At 62.4% G+C, this 14,050-nt stretch carries 16 protein-coding genes and 1 tRNA gene; 6 read left to right on the top strand and 11 right to left on the bottom strand.

Annotated features, from left to right (window positions below; all coding sequences use genetic code 11):
* Nucleotides 1-27 precede the first annotated feature (27 nt).
* Nucleotides 28-840, top strand: coding sequence for a RecB family exonuclease (locus HMPREF3172_RS07250; RefSeq protein ID WP_019175010.1), 813 nt, complete (start codon nt 28-30; stop codon nt 838-840).
* On the opposite strand, the gene HMPREF3172_RS07245 is transcribed toward HMPREF3172_RS07250, so the two are convergent.
* Complete coding sequence (locus tag HMPREF3172_RS07245; RefSeq protein WP_256173285.1) at nt 818-1,477, bottom strand: HAD family hydrolase; 660 nt, start codon at nt 1,475-1,477, stop codon at nt 818-820. The genes HMPREF3172_RS07250 and HMPREF3172_RS07245 overlap by 23 nt on opposite strands.
* A 67-nt stretch (nt 1,478-1,544) precedes the next feature.
* Here HMPREF3172_RS07245 and HMPREF3172_RS07240 point away from each other — a divergent pair, with 67 nt between their 5' ends.
* Complete coding sequence (locus HMPREF3172_RS07240) at nt 1,545-2,378, top strand: PAC2 family protein (RefSeq protein ID WP_070516485.1); 834 nt, start codon at nt 1,545-1,547, stop codon at nt 2,376-2,378.
* Between the two features lie 19 nt (nt 2,379-2,397).
* Here HMPREF3172_RS07240 and mshC read toward each other — a convergent pair whose 3' ends face one another.
* Genes mshC through HMPREF3172_RS07225 form a run of 3 tightly spaced genes read right to left on the bottom strand, consistent with a single transcriptional unit; the run spans nt 2,398 to nt 5,010 of the window.
* Nucleotides 2,398-3,651, bottom strand: coding sequence for a cysteine--1-D-myo-inosityl 2-amino-2-deoxy-alpha-D-glucopyranoside ligase (gene mshC / locus HMPREF3172_RS07235; protein WP_370919343.1), 1,254 nt, complete (start codon nt 3,649-3,651; stop codon nt 2,398-2,400).
* A gap of 25 nt (nt 3,652-3,676) precedes the next feature.
* Nucleotides 3,677-4,474: an SCO1664 family protein gene (locus HMPREF3172_RS07230; RefSeq protein ID WP_141741605.1), complete on the bottom strand. Its 798-nt coding sequence runs from the start codon at nt 4,472-4,474 to the stop codon at nt 3,677-3,679.
* Nucleotides 4,471-5,010: a DUF3090 family protein gene (locus HMPREF3172_RS07225; RefSeq protein ID WP_070516482.1), complete on the bottom strand. Its 540-nt coding sequence runs from the start codon at nt 5,008-5,010 to the stop codon at nt 4,471-4,473. Before HMPREF3172_RS07225 ends, HMPREF3172_RS07230 begins: the two co-directional genes overlap by 4 nt.
* A gap of 46 nt (nt 5,011-5,056) precedes the next feature.
* Here HMPREF3172_RS07225 and HMPREF3172_RS07220 point away from each other — a divergent pair, with 46 nt between their 5' ends.
* Together HMPREF3172_RS07220 and HMPREF3172_RS07215 are read left to right on the top strand one after the other, a co-directional pair.
* A complete protein-coding gene (locus HMPREF3172_RS07220) occupies nt 5,057-5,365 on the top strand; it encodes a hypothetical protein (protein ID WP_070423448.1) in 309 nt (102 codons plus the stop codon).
* Nucleotides 5,366-5,500: 135 nt separating this feature from the next.
* Nucleotides 5,501-6,346: an undecaprenyl-diphosphate phosphatase gene (locus HMPREF3172_RS07215; RefSeq protein WP_070423449.1), complete on the top strand. Its 846-nt coding sequence runs from the start codon at nt 5,501-5,503 to the stop codon at nt 6,344-6,346.
* 21 nt (nt 6,347-6,367) lie between these two features.
* Here HMPREF3172_RS07215 and HMPREF3172_RS07210 read toward each other — a convergent pair whose 3' ends face one another.
* A complete protein-coding gene (locus tag HMPREF3172_RS07210) occupies nt 6,368-7,033 on the bottom strand; it encodes a histidine phosphatase family protein (protein ID WP_070423450.1) in 666 nt (221 codons plus the stop codon).
* 60 nt (nt 7,034-7,093) lie between these two features.
* Between HMPREF3172_RS07210 and HMPREF3172_RS07205 the strand changes: the two genes are divergently transcribed.
* Nucleotides 7,094-7,288 (top strand): DUF5703 family protein, encoded by a 195-nt coding sequence (locus tag HMPREF3172_RS07205; protein ID WP_019175019.1) that lies wholly within the window; start codon nt 7,094-7,096, stop codon nt 7,286-7,288.
* Entirely contained in the window at nt 7,285-8,259 is a 975-nt protein-coding gene (locus HMPREF3172_RS07200; protein ID WP_019175020.1) for a DMT family transporter, read from the top strand. The genes HMPREF3172_RS07205 and HMPREF3172_RS07200 overlap by 4 nt, the downstream gene beginning before the upstream one ends.
* Nucleotides 8,260-8,305: 46 nt before the next feature.
* Here the strand turns inward: HMPREF3172_RS07200 and HMPREF3172_RS07195 are convergent, their stop codons facing one another.
* The 6 genes from HMPREF3172_RS07195 to HMPREF3172_RS07170 all read right to left on the bottom strand — a co-directional run bounded on the left by HMPREF3172_RS07195 (nt 8,306) and on the right by HMPREF3172_RS07170 (nt 14,002).
* Nucleotides 8,306-9,616, bottom strand: coding sequence for a M20/M25/M40 family metallo-hydrolase (locus HMPREF3172_RS07195; protein ID WP_070516480.1), 1,311 nt, complete (start codon nt 9,614-9,616; stop codon nt 8,306-8,308).
* A gap of 3 nt (nt 9,617-9,619) precedes the next feature.
* A complete protein-coding gene (locus HMPREF3172_RS07190) occupies nt 9,620-10,249 on the bottom strand; it encodes a hypothetical protein (RefSeq protein ID WP_141741604.1) in 630 nt (209 codons plus the stop codon).
* Between the two features lie 130 nt (nt 10,250-10,379).
* Nucleotides 10,380-10,467: transfer RNA gene (locus tag HMPREF3172_RS07185), tRNA-Leu, on the bottom strand.
* A 76-nt stretch (nt 10,468-10,543) separates the two neighbouring features.
* Nucleotides 10,544-11,380, bottom strand: coding sequence for a MaoC/PaaZ C-terminal domain-containing protein (locus HMPREF3172_RS07180; protein WP_070516478.1), 837 nt, complete (start codon nt 11,378-11,380; stop codon nt 10,544-10,546).
* A complete protein-coding gene (locus HMPREF3172_RS07175) occupies nt 11,380-12,720 on the bottom strand; it encodes a 3-oxoacyl-ACP reductase (protein ID WP_061942866.1) in 1,341 nt (446 codons plus the stop codon). The genes HMPREF3172_RS07180 and HMPREF3172_RS07175 overlap by 1 nt, the downstream gene beginning before the upstream one ends.
* A gap of 1 nt (nt 12,721) precedes the next feature.
* Nucleotides 12,722-14,002 (bottom strand): acetyl-CoA C-acetyltransferase, encoded by a 1,281-nt coding sequence (locus HMPREF3172_RS07170; RefSeq protein ID WP_070516476.1) that lies wholly within the window; start codon nt 14,000-14,002, stop codon nt 12,722-12,724.
* Nucleotides 14,003-14,050: the final 48 nt, after the last annotated feature.

Here is a 14,050-nt window from a genome sequence, read left to right as displayed (position 1 = left end):
CGACCGCGTGCCTACTAGGCTGTGGTCATGGTCTCGCTCAATGCTCTTTCACCGTCACGCGCCAACGACTTCGTGTCGTGTCCGCTGAAGTTTCGATTCCGCACAATCGACAAGCTTCCCGAACCGCCGAGTGAAGCCGCGTTCAAGGGAACGCTCGTCCACTCGGTGCTTGAGGGGCTCTTCGACCTGCCCGCTGAAGAGAGGACTTCTGGAGCAGGGCGATCGCTCATCGAGCCGAGCTTTGCCGAACTTGAGAGCAAAAACACAGCGGAGATCGCAGAGCTCTTTCCCGACGAACCGTCTCGTCTGAGGCTGTTCGCGCAGGCAGGTGAACTCGTTGACCGCTATTTCACCCTCGAACTTCCAGACCGGCTGGAACCGGCGGGACGTGAGCAGTTTGTGCAGACGAAGCTGGACAACGGACTGCTGCTGCGCGGATTCATTGACAGGGTCGACGTGGCTCCCGGCGGCGAAGTGCGACTCGTCGACTACAAGACCGGCAAGGAGCCCAAGCCCCAGTATTCGCGGGAAGCGGAGTTCCAGATGCGGTTCTACGGCGTCCTCAAGCACCGCACTGACGGCACTTTGGCCCACACGCTGCAGCTGATGTACCTAGGCTCCGGCACCATCAAGGCCATGCGCCCGCAGATGTCGGACATTGAGCGGACGGAAGCGGAGATCCTGCACATTTGGGATGACATCGTGCAGGCTGCTCTGACGGACACCTGGCGGCCGAAGAAATCGCCCTTGTGCGGGTGGTGTCACTTCAAAGACATCTGCCCCGCCTGGGGCGGACGGGCCCCGGAAACCCCCGAAATCACTGCGATTGCCGGGCGATAGCCGCTCGCTGAAACTCCTCGAGCGAAAGACCTTCCAAACTCTGGGCAATCGACCAGCGCGGGTCTTCGGGAATGTCAACGTGGCACGGCACAACGAGCGTGTGTGCCCCAGCACTTGATGCTGAGAGTGCCCCATTGAGGGAGTCCTCAATCGCTATGCACTCCTGCGGGCGCAGACCGAGGGCCTTCGCTCCCACCTCGTAGGGTTCCGGGTGCGGTTTGCCGTGCTGAACCTCGTCACCGGTGATGACAGCATCAAAGCTGCCCTCGGGCAGGCTGGCGACAACAGCATCAGCCAGGGGGCGAAACGACATCGTGACCATTGCGGACGGAATCCCCGCTTCGCGCAGCTGTGCAAACAGCTCCCGCACACCGGGACGGAACGGCACGCGCTCCTGCACCTGGGCAATGACATCGCGCGTGAGCCGATTGATGATCTCCAGCGGCTCAAGCGGAACGCCGAGGTCGATGAACACCTGCGCTGAAACCGTAAGGGCATTGCCCACCAGCTTCAGCCCGTCTTCTTGTGACCACGGGAGGCCGAATTCGGCAGTCAGCCGATGTTCGGCTTCGATCCAGTACGGTTCGGTGTCGACGATAGTGCCGTCCATGTCCCATAGGACTCCAGAGAATTCCATGCTTCAACCCTAAGAGCTCTGCGCGGCTTTCGGGCAACACCCCGGTGAACACGACTAGGCTGGTCACATGGCATTTCTTCCGAGTCAAGACGGACAGATCGTGATCGTCGGCCTGCAGGGGCCCAACAGCCCCGACGACGCTGCGGCAGTCGTCATCGACATCCTCAAACGGCACCTGGACGACTATCACCTGATCGACGTCAGCGTGGCAGAAAGCTATCACCGCACGCAGTACCCGCCGTTCATCATCCGCTCCGAAGGGGAGCCCGTCGTCGTTCATCCGCAGGTCGTCGGCATCGAAGGCTCAATCGAGCGAGCCGGCAGGTTTGTGCAGACCCTGCTGGTCACAGGGCCGACGCCGCTCGACATGTGGGAAGAGCTCATCGAAGACCTGCTGATGCCGCTGCGCCCAGAAAGCGACGTCGTTATGCTCCTGGCCTCAGAGCCAGCCGCTGTCCCGCACACGCGCAGCCTGCCAGTCCGGCTGACATCAGAGGACCCGGACATCGTGGACATCTCAGAAGTCCAGACGGCGGAATGCGAAGGAACAGCGAACCTGCAGGATGTCATGGCCGTGGCCCTGTACGAAAAGGGAATTCCCACAGTCTCGCTGACATGCGAGATCCCCGACTACGCGGCTCTTTCACCATCGCCGAAGGCGGCACTGGCCCTTCTGTCCGCGCTCGAAGACATCACCGGGATGACGTTCGACCCCGAGGACCTGACCGAAGCATCCCGAGCCTGGTCGGACAGCGTCGACATGTTCGCAGAATCAGACTCGGACCTTGCCAAGAGGATCGCGATGATGGAAGAAGAGTACGACCTCGCGACCGAGCACGACGGCGAAGACATTGCCCGGGAGTTCGAAAAACTGCTGCGCAGGCGCGAAGAGGACCGCTGATAGGCCTCAGGGACAGAAGTCAGAGCTTGATGCCCAGGAGAGCATCAACTGCGGCGACGACAGCCTGAGTGTTCTCGTCCGCATCTGCTTCGGTCTGCCGGGCAGCCGCCCAGTCGTCAATGACGCACAGCGCGTTGGGCGTGTCGAGGTCGTCCGCCAGTTCGCGGCGGATCTCGGCAACGACCTCAGCCGGATCAGACGAGTTTCCACAGCCGGCTGCTGCGCGCCAGGCTGCCAAGCGGTTCTCAGCGGCGGCCAGCACACCGTCGCTGTACTCCCAGTCCGACCGGTAGTGGTTGCCGAGAATCGCCAGGCGGATGGCCATGGGGTCGGTTCCGGCGGCTGTCAGGTTCGACACAAGCACCAGGTTGCCCAGGGACTTGCTCATCTTTTCGCCTTCGTAGGCGACCATGCCGGTGTGCATGTAGGCATCGGCAAACGGTGTGTCCGTCAGGGCGATTGCGTGAGCCGCACCCATTTCGTGGTGCGGGAAGATGAGGTCTGATCCTCCGCCCTGCACGGTCAGCGGGTACCCCGCGTACTTGCCGGCGATGACAGCGCATTCGATGTGCCAGCCTGGGCGGCCCGGTCCCAGTTTGCCGCCGGGCCACTGCGGTTCGCCTTCGCGGGCAGCGCGCCACAGAAGAGCGTCGAGCGGATCTTCTTTGCCGGGTGTGTCTGGGTCTCCCCCGCGTTCGGGGAAGATTTCAAGCATGTGTTCGCGGCTGTAGTGCGATTCCGAACCGAACGGCGGTTCGACTTCCGTGCTGATGCGGTAGTAGACGTCGCCGTTGTCCAGGGTGTAGGCGGCGCCGCGCTCAAGCAGCTTTTCTACGGCTTCAACAACGTCCGGAATCGATTCGACAGCGCCGATGTAGTGCTTCGGCGGGATGACGCGCAGCGCCTCCATGTCAGAAAAGAACAGCTCAATCTGGCTGTCGGCCAGTTCGCGCCAGTCAACTCCGGTCGCCTCAGCGCGTTCAAGGAGGGGGTCGTCAATATCCGTTGTGTTCTGGACGTAGACGACATCAGCTCCAGCATCAATCCAGCTGCGCAGCAGGACATCGAAGGCGACGTAGGTCGATGCGTGGCCCAGGTGCGTTGCATCGTAGGGGGTGATGCCGCACACGTAGAGCCGGGCCTTCCCATCTTCGAGGAGGCCGCTGACGGGGCCCCTGGCCGAAGTGCTGTAGACAGTGCTGTCGGCTGGAGTTGCCGGCAGGACCGGGAAGTCGGACAGGGACGGGATTGCGGGAGCTGACCAAGGTTTCACGCCACCCAGCATAACCGTCATGTGTCTACACCGGGGGCCAGGGAATTGGAATTCGGTCCTGTGGCATCGACGGCATGGTGCCGTTCGCTGCGAGCTGTCCGGCGCGCAGCGCGAGAGCTCGGCTTTCGTCCGGAGTGAGTAGCTCTGATAGCTCGGCGGGAACTGCGCCGGCGATAGAGTCCAGCGCTTCGCACAGGGAGCCCGGCACCGGTACTCCAGAAAACCCCCACAGGATCGTGCGCAGCTTTGGCTCCGTGTGGAACGTAAGGCCGTTGTCGATTCCGAAGAATTGAGCTTCCGCCTGCGGATCCCATGCCCCGGACAGAATGTGACTGCCCTTGCGGTCGGCGTTGTTGGCAACGATGTCGAACACTGCCAGGCGCAGAACCTGTTCGTCGGGGCTGTGGGCGATGACCACCTGTTCGCCCGTTTCGGTCTCACCTGCCGCAGCGGGGAGCCAGCCGTCGGGAAGCTCAGAGGGCAGGCAGATCGTCACGGGCGGTTCGTCGTCGCCGTCTGAAAGCACATAGGCCTGCAGAGACCCTGGCCCCAGCGGGCCGTCTTCAAGAAAGACCGTCGGCGGCACCTCGTCAATTCCCAAGTGGTGAGCCAAGCGGTAGGCGGCGACTTCCCTGCGTGCGAGTGTTCCTGCGGGAAAGTCGTGCAGCGGCCTTTCGCCGCGCACCGGCTTGTAGATGCCTCGGCGTACGGTGGGGCCGGTTCCGAAGTCCCCTTCCAGCAGGCACAGAAAAACCGCGTTCGAGGCGCCGGGCACCCGGCCGAGCACCGTCATGTGTGCTTCGGCCAAAGCCGGTTCGATCACCTGGGCACCCCGTTGGCCCGCGGGCACAGGTGACCGCCTGGATCCAGTGGAAGCGAGCAGAAGGGGCAGTCAGCACGGCCCGCGTTGACCACCTGGTCGGCACGGCGAGCGAACTCGCGAGCGGCTTCGGCGGAAAGAACAACGCGCAGGACAGGCGTTTGGGAGTCCTTGTCGTCCTGTCCGAAGCTGATGGCCGAGCACTCGATTTCCAAGTGCCGGCGACGCGTGTCCCACCCCAGGCTCATGGTGCCGACGCGAAATTCGGGTTCCACCGGCATTTCGAGGTTGGCGTTGTCAGCATCTGCCGGATCCGGACCGGCCGGGATCATGTAGCCGTCGGCGGAGCGTGACCGCACCATGTCCAGAAGCTCGTTGATGCGCTCACCAAGGAGCTCCACCTGCTCCTTTTCGACAGCTGCCGTGACGACCCTGTCGGCGTCCTTTGCCTGAAGGTAGAAAGAGCGATCTCCCGGCAGGCCGACGGTGCCGACTATGAACCGTTCGGGGGCGGGAAAAACATATTCGCTTTCAGCCATGGTCAACAGGGTAGTCGCTTCGGCCCCGCGCGGTTACGATGGAGCCATGAGCTCAGAACCGGAAGTCGCCCTCGAAGCATTCATCGCAGCGATTCGCGAACACTACGCGGCCTCAGTCAACCGGACCTCCGACACCGACGAACGCGTCGAAGCCGCCTACATGGCGCTGGCTGACGCCTATGAAATCTACGAAGACGCCCTGTACGTCGCCTACGACGAAGTGACTCCGTTCGAGCTTTTCGACGACATCGAAGACGCCCGCGAAGACGGCACCTTTGATGACTTCGACGACGACTTCGACGACTTCGATGACGACGAAGAATACGACGGCGAGGATGACGAAGACGACGACTGACCGCCGTCGGTCAACTGTGTGCAAGCTCTAAGCCGACCGCGGGCGCGTTTTCGCGCACTGGCCAGCCTTGTCCGTTAGAGTCCCGTAGGGCCTGCTCAGATTGACAGGACCGACTGTCGTTTTCGAAGGGATCGCATGGACTGGCTAGTGGCGACCATTTTGGGAATCGTGCAGGGACTCACCGAGTTCTTGCCGGTGTCCTCGTCTGCACATCTGAGGATCGTCGGCGAATTCCTCATGCCCGGCCGTGAACCGGGCGCATTCTTCACCGCGATTATCCAGATCGGCACTGAGCTGGCCGTTCTCGTGTACTTCTGGAATGACATCGTCACGATCATCACCAAGTGGTTCAAAGCCCTGTTCGGCAAGCACGACCGGCAGGATCCCGAAGTTCGGCTCGGCTGGCTGATCATCATCGGCTCGATCCCGATTGGTGTGCTGGGCCTGCTGTTCGAAGATCAGATCACCTCGACGTTCCGCTCACTGTGGATTGTCGCGACGATGCTCATCGTCTTCGCAATCTTCATCGGCCTTGCTGATGCCTTCGGCAAGCGGGTCAACACGCTTGACTCCATGCACTGGGGTCAGGGCCTCACGTTCGGCTTTGCGCAGGCACTGGCTCTTGTGCCCGGTGTATCGCGTTCCGGCGGCACGATCATGGCCGGTCGCATCATGGGCTTCACGCGTCCTGCAGCGGCACGCTATTCGTTCCTGTTGGCAATCCCGGCCGTCATGGCCTCGGGTGTTTACAGTCTTTTCAAAGCGATCAAGGATCAAGTAGACGGGACTGCGTCGATGACAATCGGCTGGGGACCCACCCTGCTGGCCACCGTCGTGTCTTTTGCAGTCGGCTACGCCGTCATCGTCGGCTTCCTGAAGTTCGTGCAGACGAAGTCGTTTGCGATCTTCGTGTGGTACCGCATTGCGCTGGGTCTGGTCATCTACGTTCTGCTGGGCACGGGAGTTCTCGCGGCTTCCTGATCACGAGGTGCGGTCGGCTTTTCAGGCCCCTCCCCCGAGGGTGCCCGCTTGGCCGGTTCTTCCGGCTGGTGTCACGGACAGTGCGGTGAGCACGGGAACTCTGCTCGCATAGTCGATTGTCGTCAGCGAACCGGGTGCGACTGCTGTTCGCTGAAAGTTCTGCAGCTGCAGCCCCAAGGCGTCTGCGACGGCCATTTTGATGATGTCTCCATGAGTGACGACAACTGCGACGGCTTCACTGTTGCGTTCGCGAAGCTCGTCGAGGACTTTCTCAACACCGTCGCGGGTGCGAAGCCAGGCGTCGTGCTGTGCTTCCCCACCGGGAAACACCATGTCCTGCGGAGTGTTCTGGACGCATTCCCATTCCGGCAGTCTGCGCAGTTCTTCAAGGGGACGGCCAGACCAATCACCGTAGTCGACTTCTGAGAATTCCCCCATGACGGAGGCAGCCGGTGCATCAGAACCGTGTTTCTCGGCGTGAGTGCGCATCAGAAGATCAACTGTTTCGGCGCATCGTGCTATTTCTGAGACCTTCCACAGGGCGATGCTGGAAGGCAGCAGCTCAGCCGCGGCACAGGCCTGCTGACGGCCAGCAGCAGTCAGCGGATTGGCGCCTCGGCGGCCTGCGAGAACGCCAGCGAGATTTGCCTCCGATTGTCCGTGGCGCGCGAAGATGATCTTCACCATAGAATCAGGCTAGCGCGATGATACAGTGACGGCCACCCCAGGGAAGGAGCACAAGCCCAGGTGAAGCGAGAAGTCGAATACGAAGTGCGGCAGGTGACATTTCACCCGAAGATTTCGCGCAGCGAATCTCTGCGCGCACTGACCGAAGCTGCCGACACCGGTCGGTGGGAGCTGGCACGGACGGTCGTCGGTATGGGTGGGCAGAAGACCGTTTGGCTTCGTCGCCGCGTTATGACGGTCGTGCGCACCGCATGAGGTCCGGCGCAAATCTCCTCTACATTCTTCCGGCGATTGCGACCGGACTCGCTGTTTCCCTGCAGGGGAAGTACAACGGCGAACTCACCGTTGAAATCGGCCACTGGATCTACAGTGCGGCAGTGTCTTTCGGCGGCGGGCTCATCATCATTGCGGCAGTCACCGCAGCCCTGCCGGCCGGCCGCCGGGCTGCCTCGAGAACCATCCAGCTTCTGCGCTCAAAGGCCTTCCCCTGGTGGATGTGCCTGGGCGGGCTCGGCGGAGCGACGATCGTCATCGCTCAGGGTGTCACGGTTCCCGCTTTCGGCGTTGCCGTATTCACCATGAGCTTCACATCCGGGCAGCTGCTCGGCGCGCTCGTCGTCGACAGCACGCGGCTGCCGGCCGGTGGACCGAAGCCCATCACTCTGGGCCGTCTTGTAGGCGTCGCTGTTGTTCTGGCCGGGGTTGCAATCATGAGTGCGGGAGCCTTCACGTCCGGACTGCAGTGGTGGATTCCGCTCGTTCCCTTTGCCTCCGGCGTTCTCACCGGACTTCAGCACGCTTTCAACGGCAGGCTGTCAGCCGCTTCGGGCTCTGCGCTTGCTGCGACAACCATGAACTTCGTTGTCGGCTTTACGGCTCTGGCCGTTGGGTGCGCTGTGGTGTTCGCCTCCGGCACTCCCCCGCTGCGTTTCCCGCCCGAACCTCTGCTGTACTCCGGTGGTGTGTTCGGCGTTGCCTTCATCCTGGTGTCCGCCCTCATCGTTCCCCGCCTGGGTGTGCTCATACTGAGCCTGTCCACGTTGGTCGGCAATATGGGCGGTTCGCTCATCATCGATGCGCTGAACGGAAATGAACAGGCCTTCACGCTTACCGCTCTGACGTCGATTGCGCTGGTCGTACTCGGAGTTGTCATTGCAACACTGCCCGGCAGGCCGGTTTTCTGCGGCCGCCAGGCAGTGCGTACGAAAGTCAACGTGGACAGCTGAGCCGGTGCTCAGCGCCCGTCAGGCTTAACGGGCAAACGCGTGGTGGTTACGCGTTGACGATGAAGTCTCCCAGGATCTGGGTGCCGAACTCCAGTGTTTCGGTCGGCACGCGTTCGTCGACCCCGTGGAACATCGCGGGGAAGTCGAGATCGGCCGGCAGGCGCAGCGGGATGAAACCGTAGCCGGTGATGCCCAAAAAGCTCAGAGCCTTGTTATCAGTGCCGGCAGACAGCGCGTAGGGCAGAACGTGGGCTTCAGGGTCGTAGGCGAGGACGCTCTTCTTCATCTGCTCAACCAGATCGCCTTCGAACGGCGTTTCCAATGACACGTGCTGCACGACTGGAACGATGTCCACGTCAGGGCCTGCGAGTTCTTTCAGTGTGAGGAGCGCGTCCTCCGTCCGGCCGGGAATCGGACGGCAGTCGACGAGCGCCTCAGCAGAACCGGGGATGACATTGTGCTTGTATCCCCCACCGAGAGCGGTCGGATTGGCGCTCGTCGCGAATGTGGGGCCGACGAACTTTTCGACCGAGCCGAGCTCTTTCAGCAGCGCTGGGAAATTGTCTTCCGAGTATTCAATCCCGGTGAGCTCGGCGACGCCCTTGAGCAGTTCACGGGTCGCCTGAGGAATCTCGACGGGCCATTCGTAGCGCCCGATCCGCGCTACAGCTTCAGCGAGTTTCACAATCGGATTGTCGTCGTTGCGCTGCGAGCCGTGTCCGGCGGTGCCCTTGGCTACCAGTTTGAGCCACTGCAGGCCCTTTTCGGCGGTCTGGACCAAGTAGACCTTCTCACCGCGCACATCAACGGAGTAGCCGCCGACTTCGGAAACCGCCTCGCTCGCGCCTGCGAACACCTCGGGGTGGTTATCGACCATCCAGCCGGAGCCGTACGTTCCGCCGGCTTCTTCGTCAGCGAAGAAGACCACGAGGATGTCACGGTCCGGGACGATGTTCTCGCGCATCATCTGTCGCACTACGGCAATGATCATGGCGCAGCCGTTTTTCATGTCGACGGCACCTCGGCCCCACAGAAGACCGTCCTTGACTTCGCCGCCGAATGGGTCAACGCTCCACTCCGAGGCGTCAGCGGGGACGACATCCGTATGCCCGTGCATGACGAGTGCTGGGCGATCAGGATTCGTGCCTTTGATGCGTGCCACGAGATTGGCCCGGCCTCGGGCTGATTCATAGATTTCGGAGTCAAGCCCGACTTCGCGAAACTTCTCTGCGATGTAGTCGGCGGCGGGCCGTTCCGGGTTGGCTTTGCCTTCACCCCAGTTCTGCGTGTCAATCCTGATGAGATCCGAGCAGATCTGCACAACTTCGGACTGAGCGGCAGAGAAGTCGATGGTCATGGGTTACTCCTGTGTTTCGTCAGCCTGTGCTTCCTTTGCGGCGGACCAGCTGCCGAAGAATTTGCGCAGCGCCGGCCCTGAGGGTCGGTGCGCTCCCGCGGCGTTGTGGCGAGCCACCCACTCACCGTATGCCCGGAAGGACTGATCGGTCGAAGATTCTGCAATAAAGTCCGTCACAGCCTGCACATACTGATCTCTGCTGAAGCGTGTGGGCCCGGGAGCTTTGCCTCGCGAGGAAATGGGAATGCCGAGGCTGCGCATGGCGGTGTTCCACTGCTGGCCGCCAAGCTGGGCGCGCACGGTTTGGCTGGTGGGCGGCCACAGGCGGACTCCCGCACTGCCGGCGCGGACAAGACGCGAAACAAACTGCCTGCGAGTCTTGTCGTAGGAAACAGCGCTGAGCGGCTTTGCCTCATCCGATCCGATGTGCTGTTGAGCTGCTGCGATGAGGCCCTCAACTTCGCTGATCTTCTCTGTGGGGGTGCCCTGCTGTTCGAAACGGTTCAGGAGAAGAGAGCGCACTTCAGGGGTGAGGACGCGGACGCTCACATGGGCCTGCAGCCGGTGGATGCGTGCGTAGGCTGCCAAAACCGCAGCGGTGGTCAGCTCCGATTCGAGATGCGCTTCTGTCATGCGTTCTCCGTTCATCCCAGCGTTCTTTCAGCTGATCTCTAAGCGTACCGCGGGGCACAAGAGGGCTCATGCAATTCAGCCGTGTAAAGCACAAGGCCCGGAACATTAAGTTCCGGGCCTTGTTTCGCTGTGCGCGGAGGGGGACTTGAACCCCCACGACCGTATAAATGGCCACTAGCACCTCAAGCTAGCGCGTCTACCAATTCCGCCACCCGCGCTGGGCAACAGATGACACTCTACACCCTGGTCAGGCGATTGCAAAATCGACTGTGCGTCACCGGTTGCGCCGTGTATTCACGCGCCCAGCGGGGTGATTTTGGAGATCACGTGAGGCGCCCGATCGGACTTGCGGGTGACAGCCGTTGTTACGCTTTCTCCAGCCCGCTGCAGGCTGAAATCAACCGTGCTCGGCAGCAGAAGAGGCTTGGCGAACTGAATCTCCCACACATATGTTTCACTTGCGACATCAGTCGCATTGAGCGCACGCGCGGCCGTGTACATTCCGTGGGCAATGCGCCGTGGGAAGCCGAAGGCCTTTGCGGCAACACCGCTGAGATGGATCGGGTTGCGGTCCCCTGACACCGCGGCATAGCTGCGGCCGATAGCAGGGTCGAGCTTCCACTGGGCTGTCGGCAGGCTGTCCGCCTCCCACTCAATCCGCGGAACTGCTTCGCCTTCATCAGCGTCGATCAGTTCCGCACCCTTAGCCAGATAAACCGAGGTTTCTTCGAAGACCGGGGCTCCACCTCGGCGGCCTGTGACCTTGATGTCCACAACGGCACCCTTGGGGTGCCGGCGGGGAGCAGAAACGGCTGTCTCCACGGCCAGTTCGTCACCCACCCACACGGGTTCGAGAAGCCCAAAGCGGTTGTAGACGTGGACCATGCCGAGCACCGGCAGAGGGAACTGGCTGTCAGCCATGAGCTCAAGTGAGGGCAGGAACCCTAGCGTGTGCAGGTAGGCGGGGCTGACGCTGTTGCCAACGGGCCCGGACGTGACGCGCTGGAAACGAGCCCACTCGGCAGGGTCGATGCGGTGTTCCTCGGTCACTGTCCGCGCGGGCGCGGTTGCCTTCTGCGGTCCTCGGCGCAGTGCCGTCAGAGCGGCCTTTGCGTAGGTTGAAGCGCTCATCACGCACCGACCATGTTCTGTCCGCACACGCGCAGCGTCTGCCCGTTGATGCCGCCAGCGGCGGGGCTTGAAAGGAAGGCGATGGCCTCAGCGACATCGACAGGAAGGCCGCCCTGCTGAAGGCTGGACAGGCGCCTGGCCACCTGGCGGGTGAGGAACGGCATCGCCGCGGTCATATCGGTTTCAATGAAGCCCGGGGCCACCGCGTTGATGCTTCCGCCGCGTGCGGCGAAGTCTTCCGCGCACGCAGCGGCCATGCCGATGACACCGGCCTTGGACGCAGAGTAGTTCGTCTGACCGCGGTTGCCGGCAATGCCCGATGTCGAGGCGAGGCTCACGACGTGCGGTTCGCTCCCCCACGCATCGTCCAGCTGGGAGTTGATCCGCAGCTGGGACTCGAGGTTGACCGCAATAACCGAATCCCACTGCTGCTGATTCATATTGGCCAGCAGCTTGTCGCGGGTGATGCCGGCGTTGTGCACGAGGATGTCCACGGGCACTCCGACGGCCTCTGCAAGACGCACACCGGCGTCTTCAGCAGTCACATCGAGTGCGCAGGCTCGGCCGCCGATGGAGTTCATGGTTTTTGCGAGAGCATCGCCAGCGGGAGGCACATCAACGCCGACGACGTCGGCACCGTCGCGGGCGAGGGTCTTCGCAATCGCTGCGCCAATGCCACGGGCGGCACCCGTGACAACAGCCGTCTTGCCTGCCAGGGGGCCGGTCTTCCCGGTGGCGGCGAACTGTTCGGCGTCAATCGACGTACCGGCTGTCGAGTTCACGCGCAGGAACTGACCGGACACATAGGCCGACTTCGACGACAGGAGGAACCACAGGGCGCCCCGGACGCTCGGGGCATCGAGGCCGACGCCGTCCAGCTGAATGCCATTTGTCGTCGAGCCGCGCAGCATTTCGTGTGCCAGCGAACGCGTGATGCCCTCGACGGCCTGGCGTGCAGAGTTGAGCTCTGCAGATGCGCTGTTGTCAGGGGCGTGCGCAATCGTGATGATCCGGGCGCAGGCGGTCATTCGCCTCAGAGCAGAGCCAATTCCCAACGTGATCTCTGCGAGGTCTGCTGGTGTCTCGATCTGCGTGTAGTCGGCGACGATTCCGCCGTATCGGTAGGCCGGGTCAAAGATTCGGTGTACGCGGAAGCCGTTGTCTTCCAGCAGCTGTCCCAGCGTGTCTGCTGAACTGCCTGTCCCGACCAGCAGAATCGGCTCTTTGAGATAGGCCGCACCCGAATCGAAGCGACGCAGCTTCACCGGTGACGGCAATCCGAGCTTCTTGACGATTCCGGCCAGCGGGCCGTTTGCGATGTCGATGTACTTATCAGCCATGTCATGCCTCCACGATTGCTGCGAGTCCCTGACCGCCGGCCGCGCAGATGGAGATGAGTGCGCGTTTACCACCGGTTTCCTTCAGATGTTTGGCCGCCGAAGCGACAATCCGTCCACCGGTTGCCGCGAACGGGTGTCCGGCCGCCAGCGACGATCCGTTCGGGTTGATCTTGCTGCGCTCAATCGCTCCCAGTGGCGAGTCCAGGCCCAGGCGTTCACGGCAGAACTCTTCGGATTCCCACGCGGCCAGGTGACACAGAACGGTCGATGCGAACGCCTCGTGGATTTCAAAGAAGTCGAAGTCAGCGAACGTCAGTCCGTTGCGGTCCAGCAGACGCGGCACGGCGTAGGCGGGTGCCATGAGCAGGCCCTCGTCGCCGGTGACGAAGTCAACTGCCGCAACTTCGGCGTCCTTGAGGTAGGCAAGCGGCTCGAAGCCGTGCGCCTGAGCCCAGTCTGGGCTGGCCAGAAGAACCGACGATGCGCCATCGGTCAGCGGTGTCGAGTTGCCCGCGGTCATGGTTGCCGGGGTGTCGAGGCTGTGGCCGAAGACGGTGCCGAGTTTTGCCAGAGCTTCCGGGGTCGAATCGGGGCGCAGGTTGCCATCGCGCTTAAGTCCCAGGTACGGGGTGACGAGGTCATCGAAGAAACCGCGGTCCCACGCCGCGGCAAGGTTTTTGTGCGAGGCGGCTGCAAGCGCATCTTGGTCTTCACGGCTGATGCCCCACGCTGCGGTTGTGCGGGCCTGGTGTTCACCCATAGACAGGCCGGTGCGCGGTTCGGTGTTGCTCGGTGGGGAGGGTGCGAGGTCTGCGGGGCGAATGCTCGCCAGCGCTTTGAGGCGGGCGGGCAGGGTGCGTGCGCGGGAAGCTTCGAGAAGTGCCCTGCGCAGGCCCTCGCTGACTGCGATCGGAGCGTCCGAGGCGGAGTCAACTCCCGATGCAATACCGGCTTCGATCTGGCCCACCCTGATCTTCTGGGCAATCGAGACGACGGATTCGAGACCCGTTGCGCACGCCTGCCCCAGGTCAAAAGCGGGAGTCTGGGGTGCGAGAGCTGAGCCGAGCACCGCCTCGCGCGTGATGTTGAGATCACGCGAGTGGCGCAGAACAGCGCCGCCTGCAACAGCCCCCAGGGTCGTTCCTGCAAGGCCGAAGCGGGCGCTGAGTCCGTCGATGGCTGAGCTGAGCATGTCCTGCACGGAAGCTTCGGCGTACTCACGATTAGAGCGGGCGAAAGGTATGCGGTTGCCGCCGAGAATTGCGGCCGGGGTCTGTGACACGGGAACCTCCTGAAGAGTTATCTGATACGAACAGTACTTGATACTGTT

This window comes from Brevibacterium sp. HMSC08F02, assembly GCF_001807555.1.
GTDB classification, from domain to species: domain Bacteria; phylum Actinomycetota; class Actinomycetes; order Actinomycetales; family Brevibacteriaceae; genus Brevibacterium; species Brevibacterium ravenspurgense.
The sequence above is the reverse complement of the archived record's forward strand: the minus strand, read 5'-3'. Positions and strand labels throughout refer to the sequence as shown.

What these genes read in the sequence shown, in the direction of transcription:
- HMPREF3172_RS07200 (WP_019175020.1), top strand. Translation starts at nt 7,285, where the DNA reads ATGAGGTCCGGCGCAAATCTCCTCTACATTCTTCCGGCGATTGCGACC.
- HMPREF3172_RS07195 (WP_070516480.1), bottom strand. Translation starts at nt 9,616, where the DNA reads ATGACCATCGACTTCTCTGCCGCTCAGTCCGAAGTTGTGCAGATCTGC.
- HMPREF3172_RS07245 (WP_256173285.1), bottom strand. Translation starts at nt 1,477, where the DNA reads ATGGAATTCTCTGGAGTCCTATGGGACATGGACGGCACTATCGTCGAC.
- HMPREF3172_RS07215 (WP_070423449.1), top strand. Translation starts at nt 5,501, where the DNA reads ATGGACTGGCTAGTGGCGACCATTTTGGGAATCGTGCAGGGACTCACC.
- HMPREF3172_RS07175 (WP_061942866.1), bottom strand. Translation starts at nt 12,720, where the DNA reads ATGGCTGATAAGTACATCGACATCGCAAACGGCCCGCTGGCCGGAATC.
- HMPREF3172_RS07250 (WP_019175010.1), top strand. Translation starts at nt 28, where the DNA reads ATGGTCTCGCTCAATGCTCTTTCACCGTCACGCGCCAACGACTTCGTG.
- HMPREF3172_RS07190 (WP_141741604.1), bottom strand. Translation starts at nt 10,249, where the DNA reads ATGACAGAAGCGCATCTCGAATCGGAGCTGACCACCGCTGCGGTTTTG.
- HMPREF3172_RS07225 (WP_070516482.1), bottom strand. Translation starts at nt 5,010, where the DNA reads ATGGCTGAAAGCGAATATGTTTTTCCCGCCCCCGAACGGTTCATAGTC.
- HMPREF3172_RS07220 (WP_070423448.1), top strand. Translation starts at nt 5,057, where the DNA reads ATGAGCTCAGAACCGGAAGTCGCCCTCGAAGCATTCATCGCAGCGATT.
- HMPREF3172_RS07210 (WP_070423450.1), bottom strand. Translation starts at nt 7,033, where the DNA reads ATGGTGAAGATCATCTTCGCGCGCCACGGACAATCGGAGGCAAATCTC.
- HMPREF3172_RS07240 (WP_070516485.1), top strand. Translation starts at nt 1,545, where the DNA reads ATGGCATTTCTTCCGAGTCAAGACGGACAGATCGTGATCGTCGGCCTG.
- HMPREF3172_RS07180 (WP_070516478.1), bottom strand. Translation starts at nt 11,380, where the DNA reads ATGAGCGCTTCAACCTACGCAAAGGCCGCTCTGACGGCACTGCGCCGA.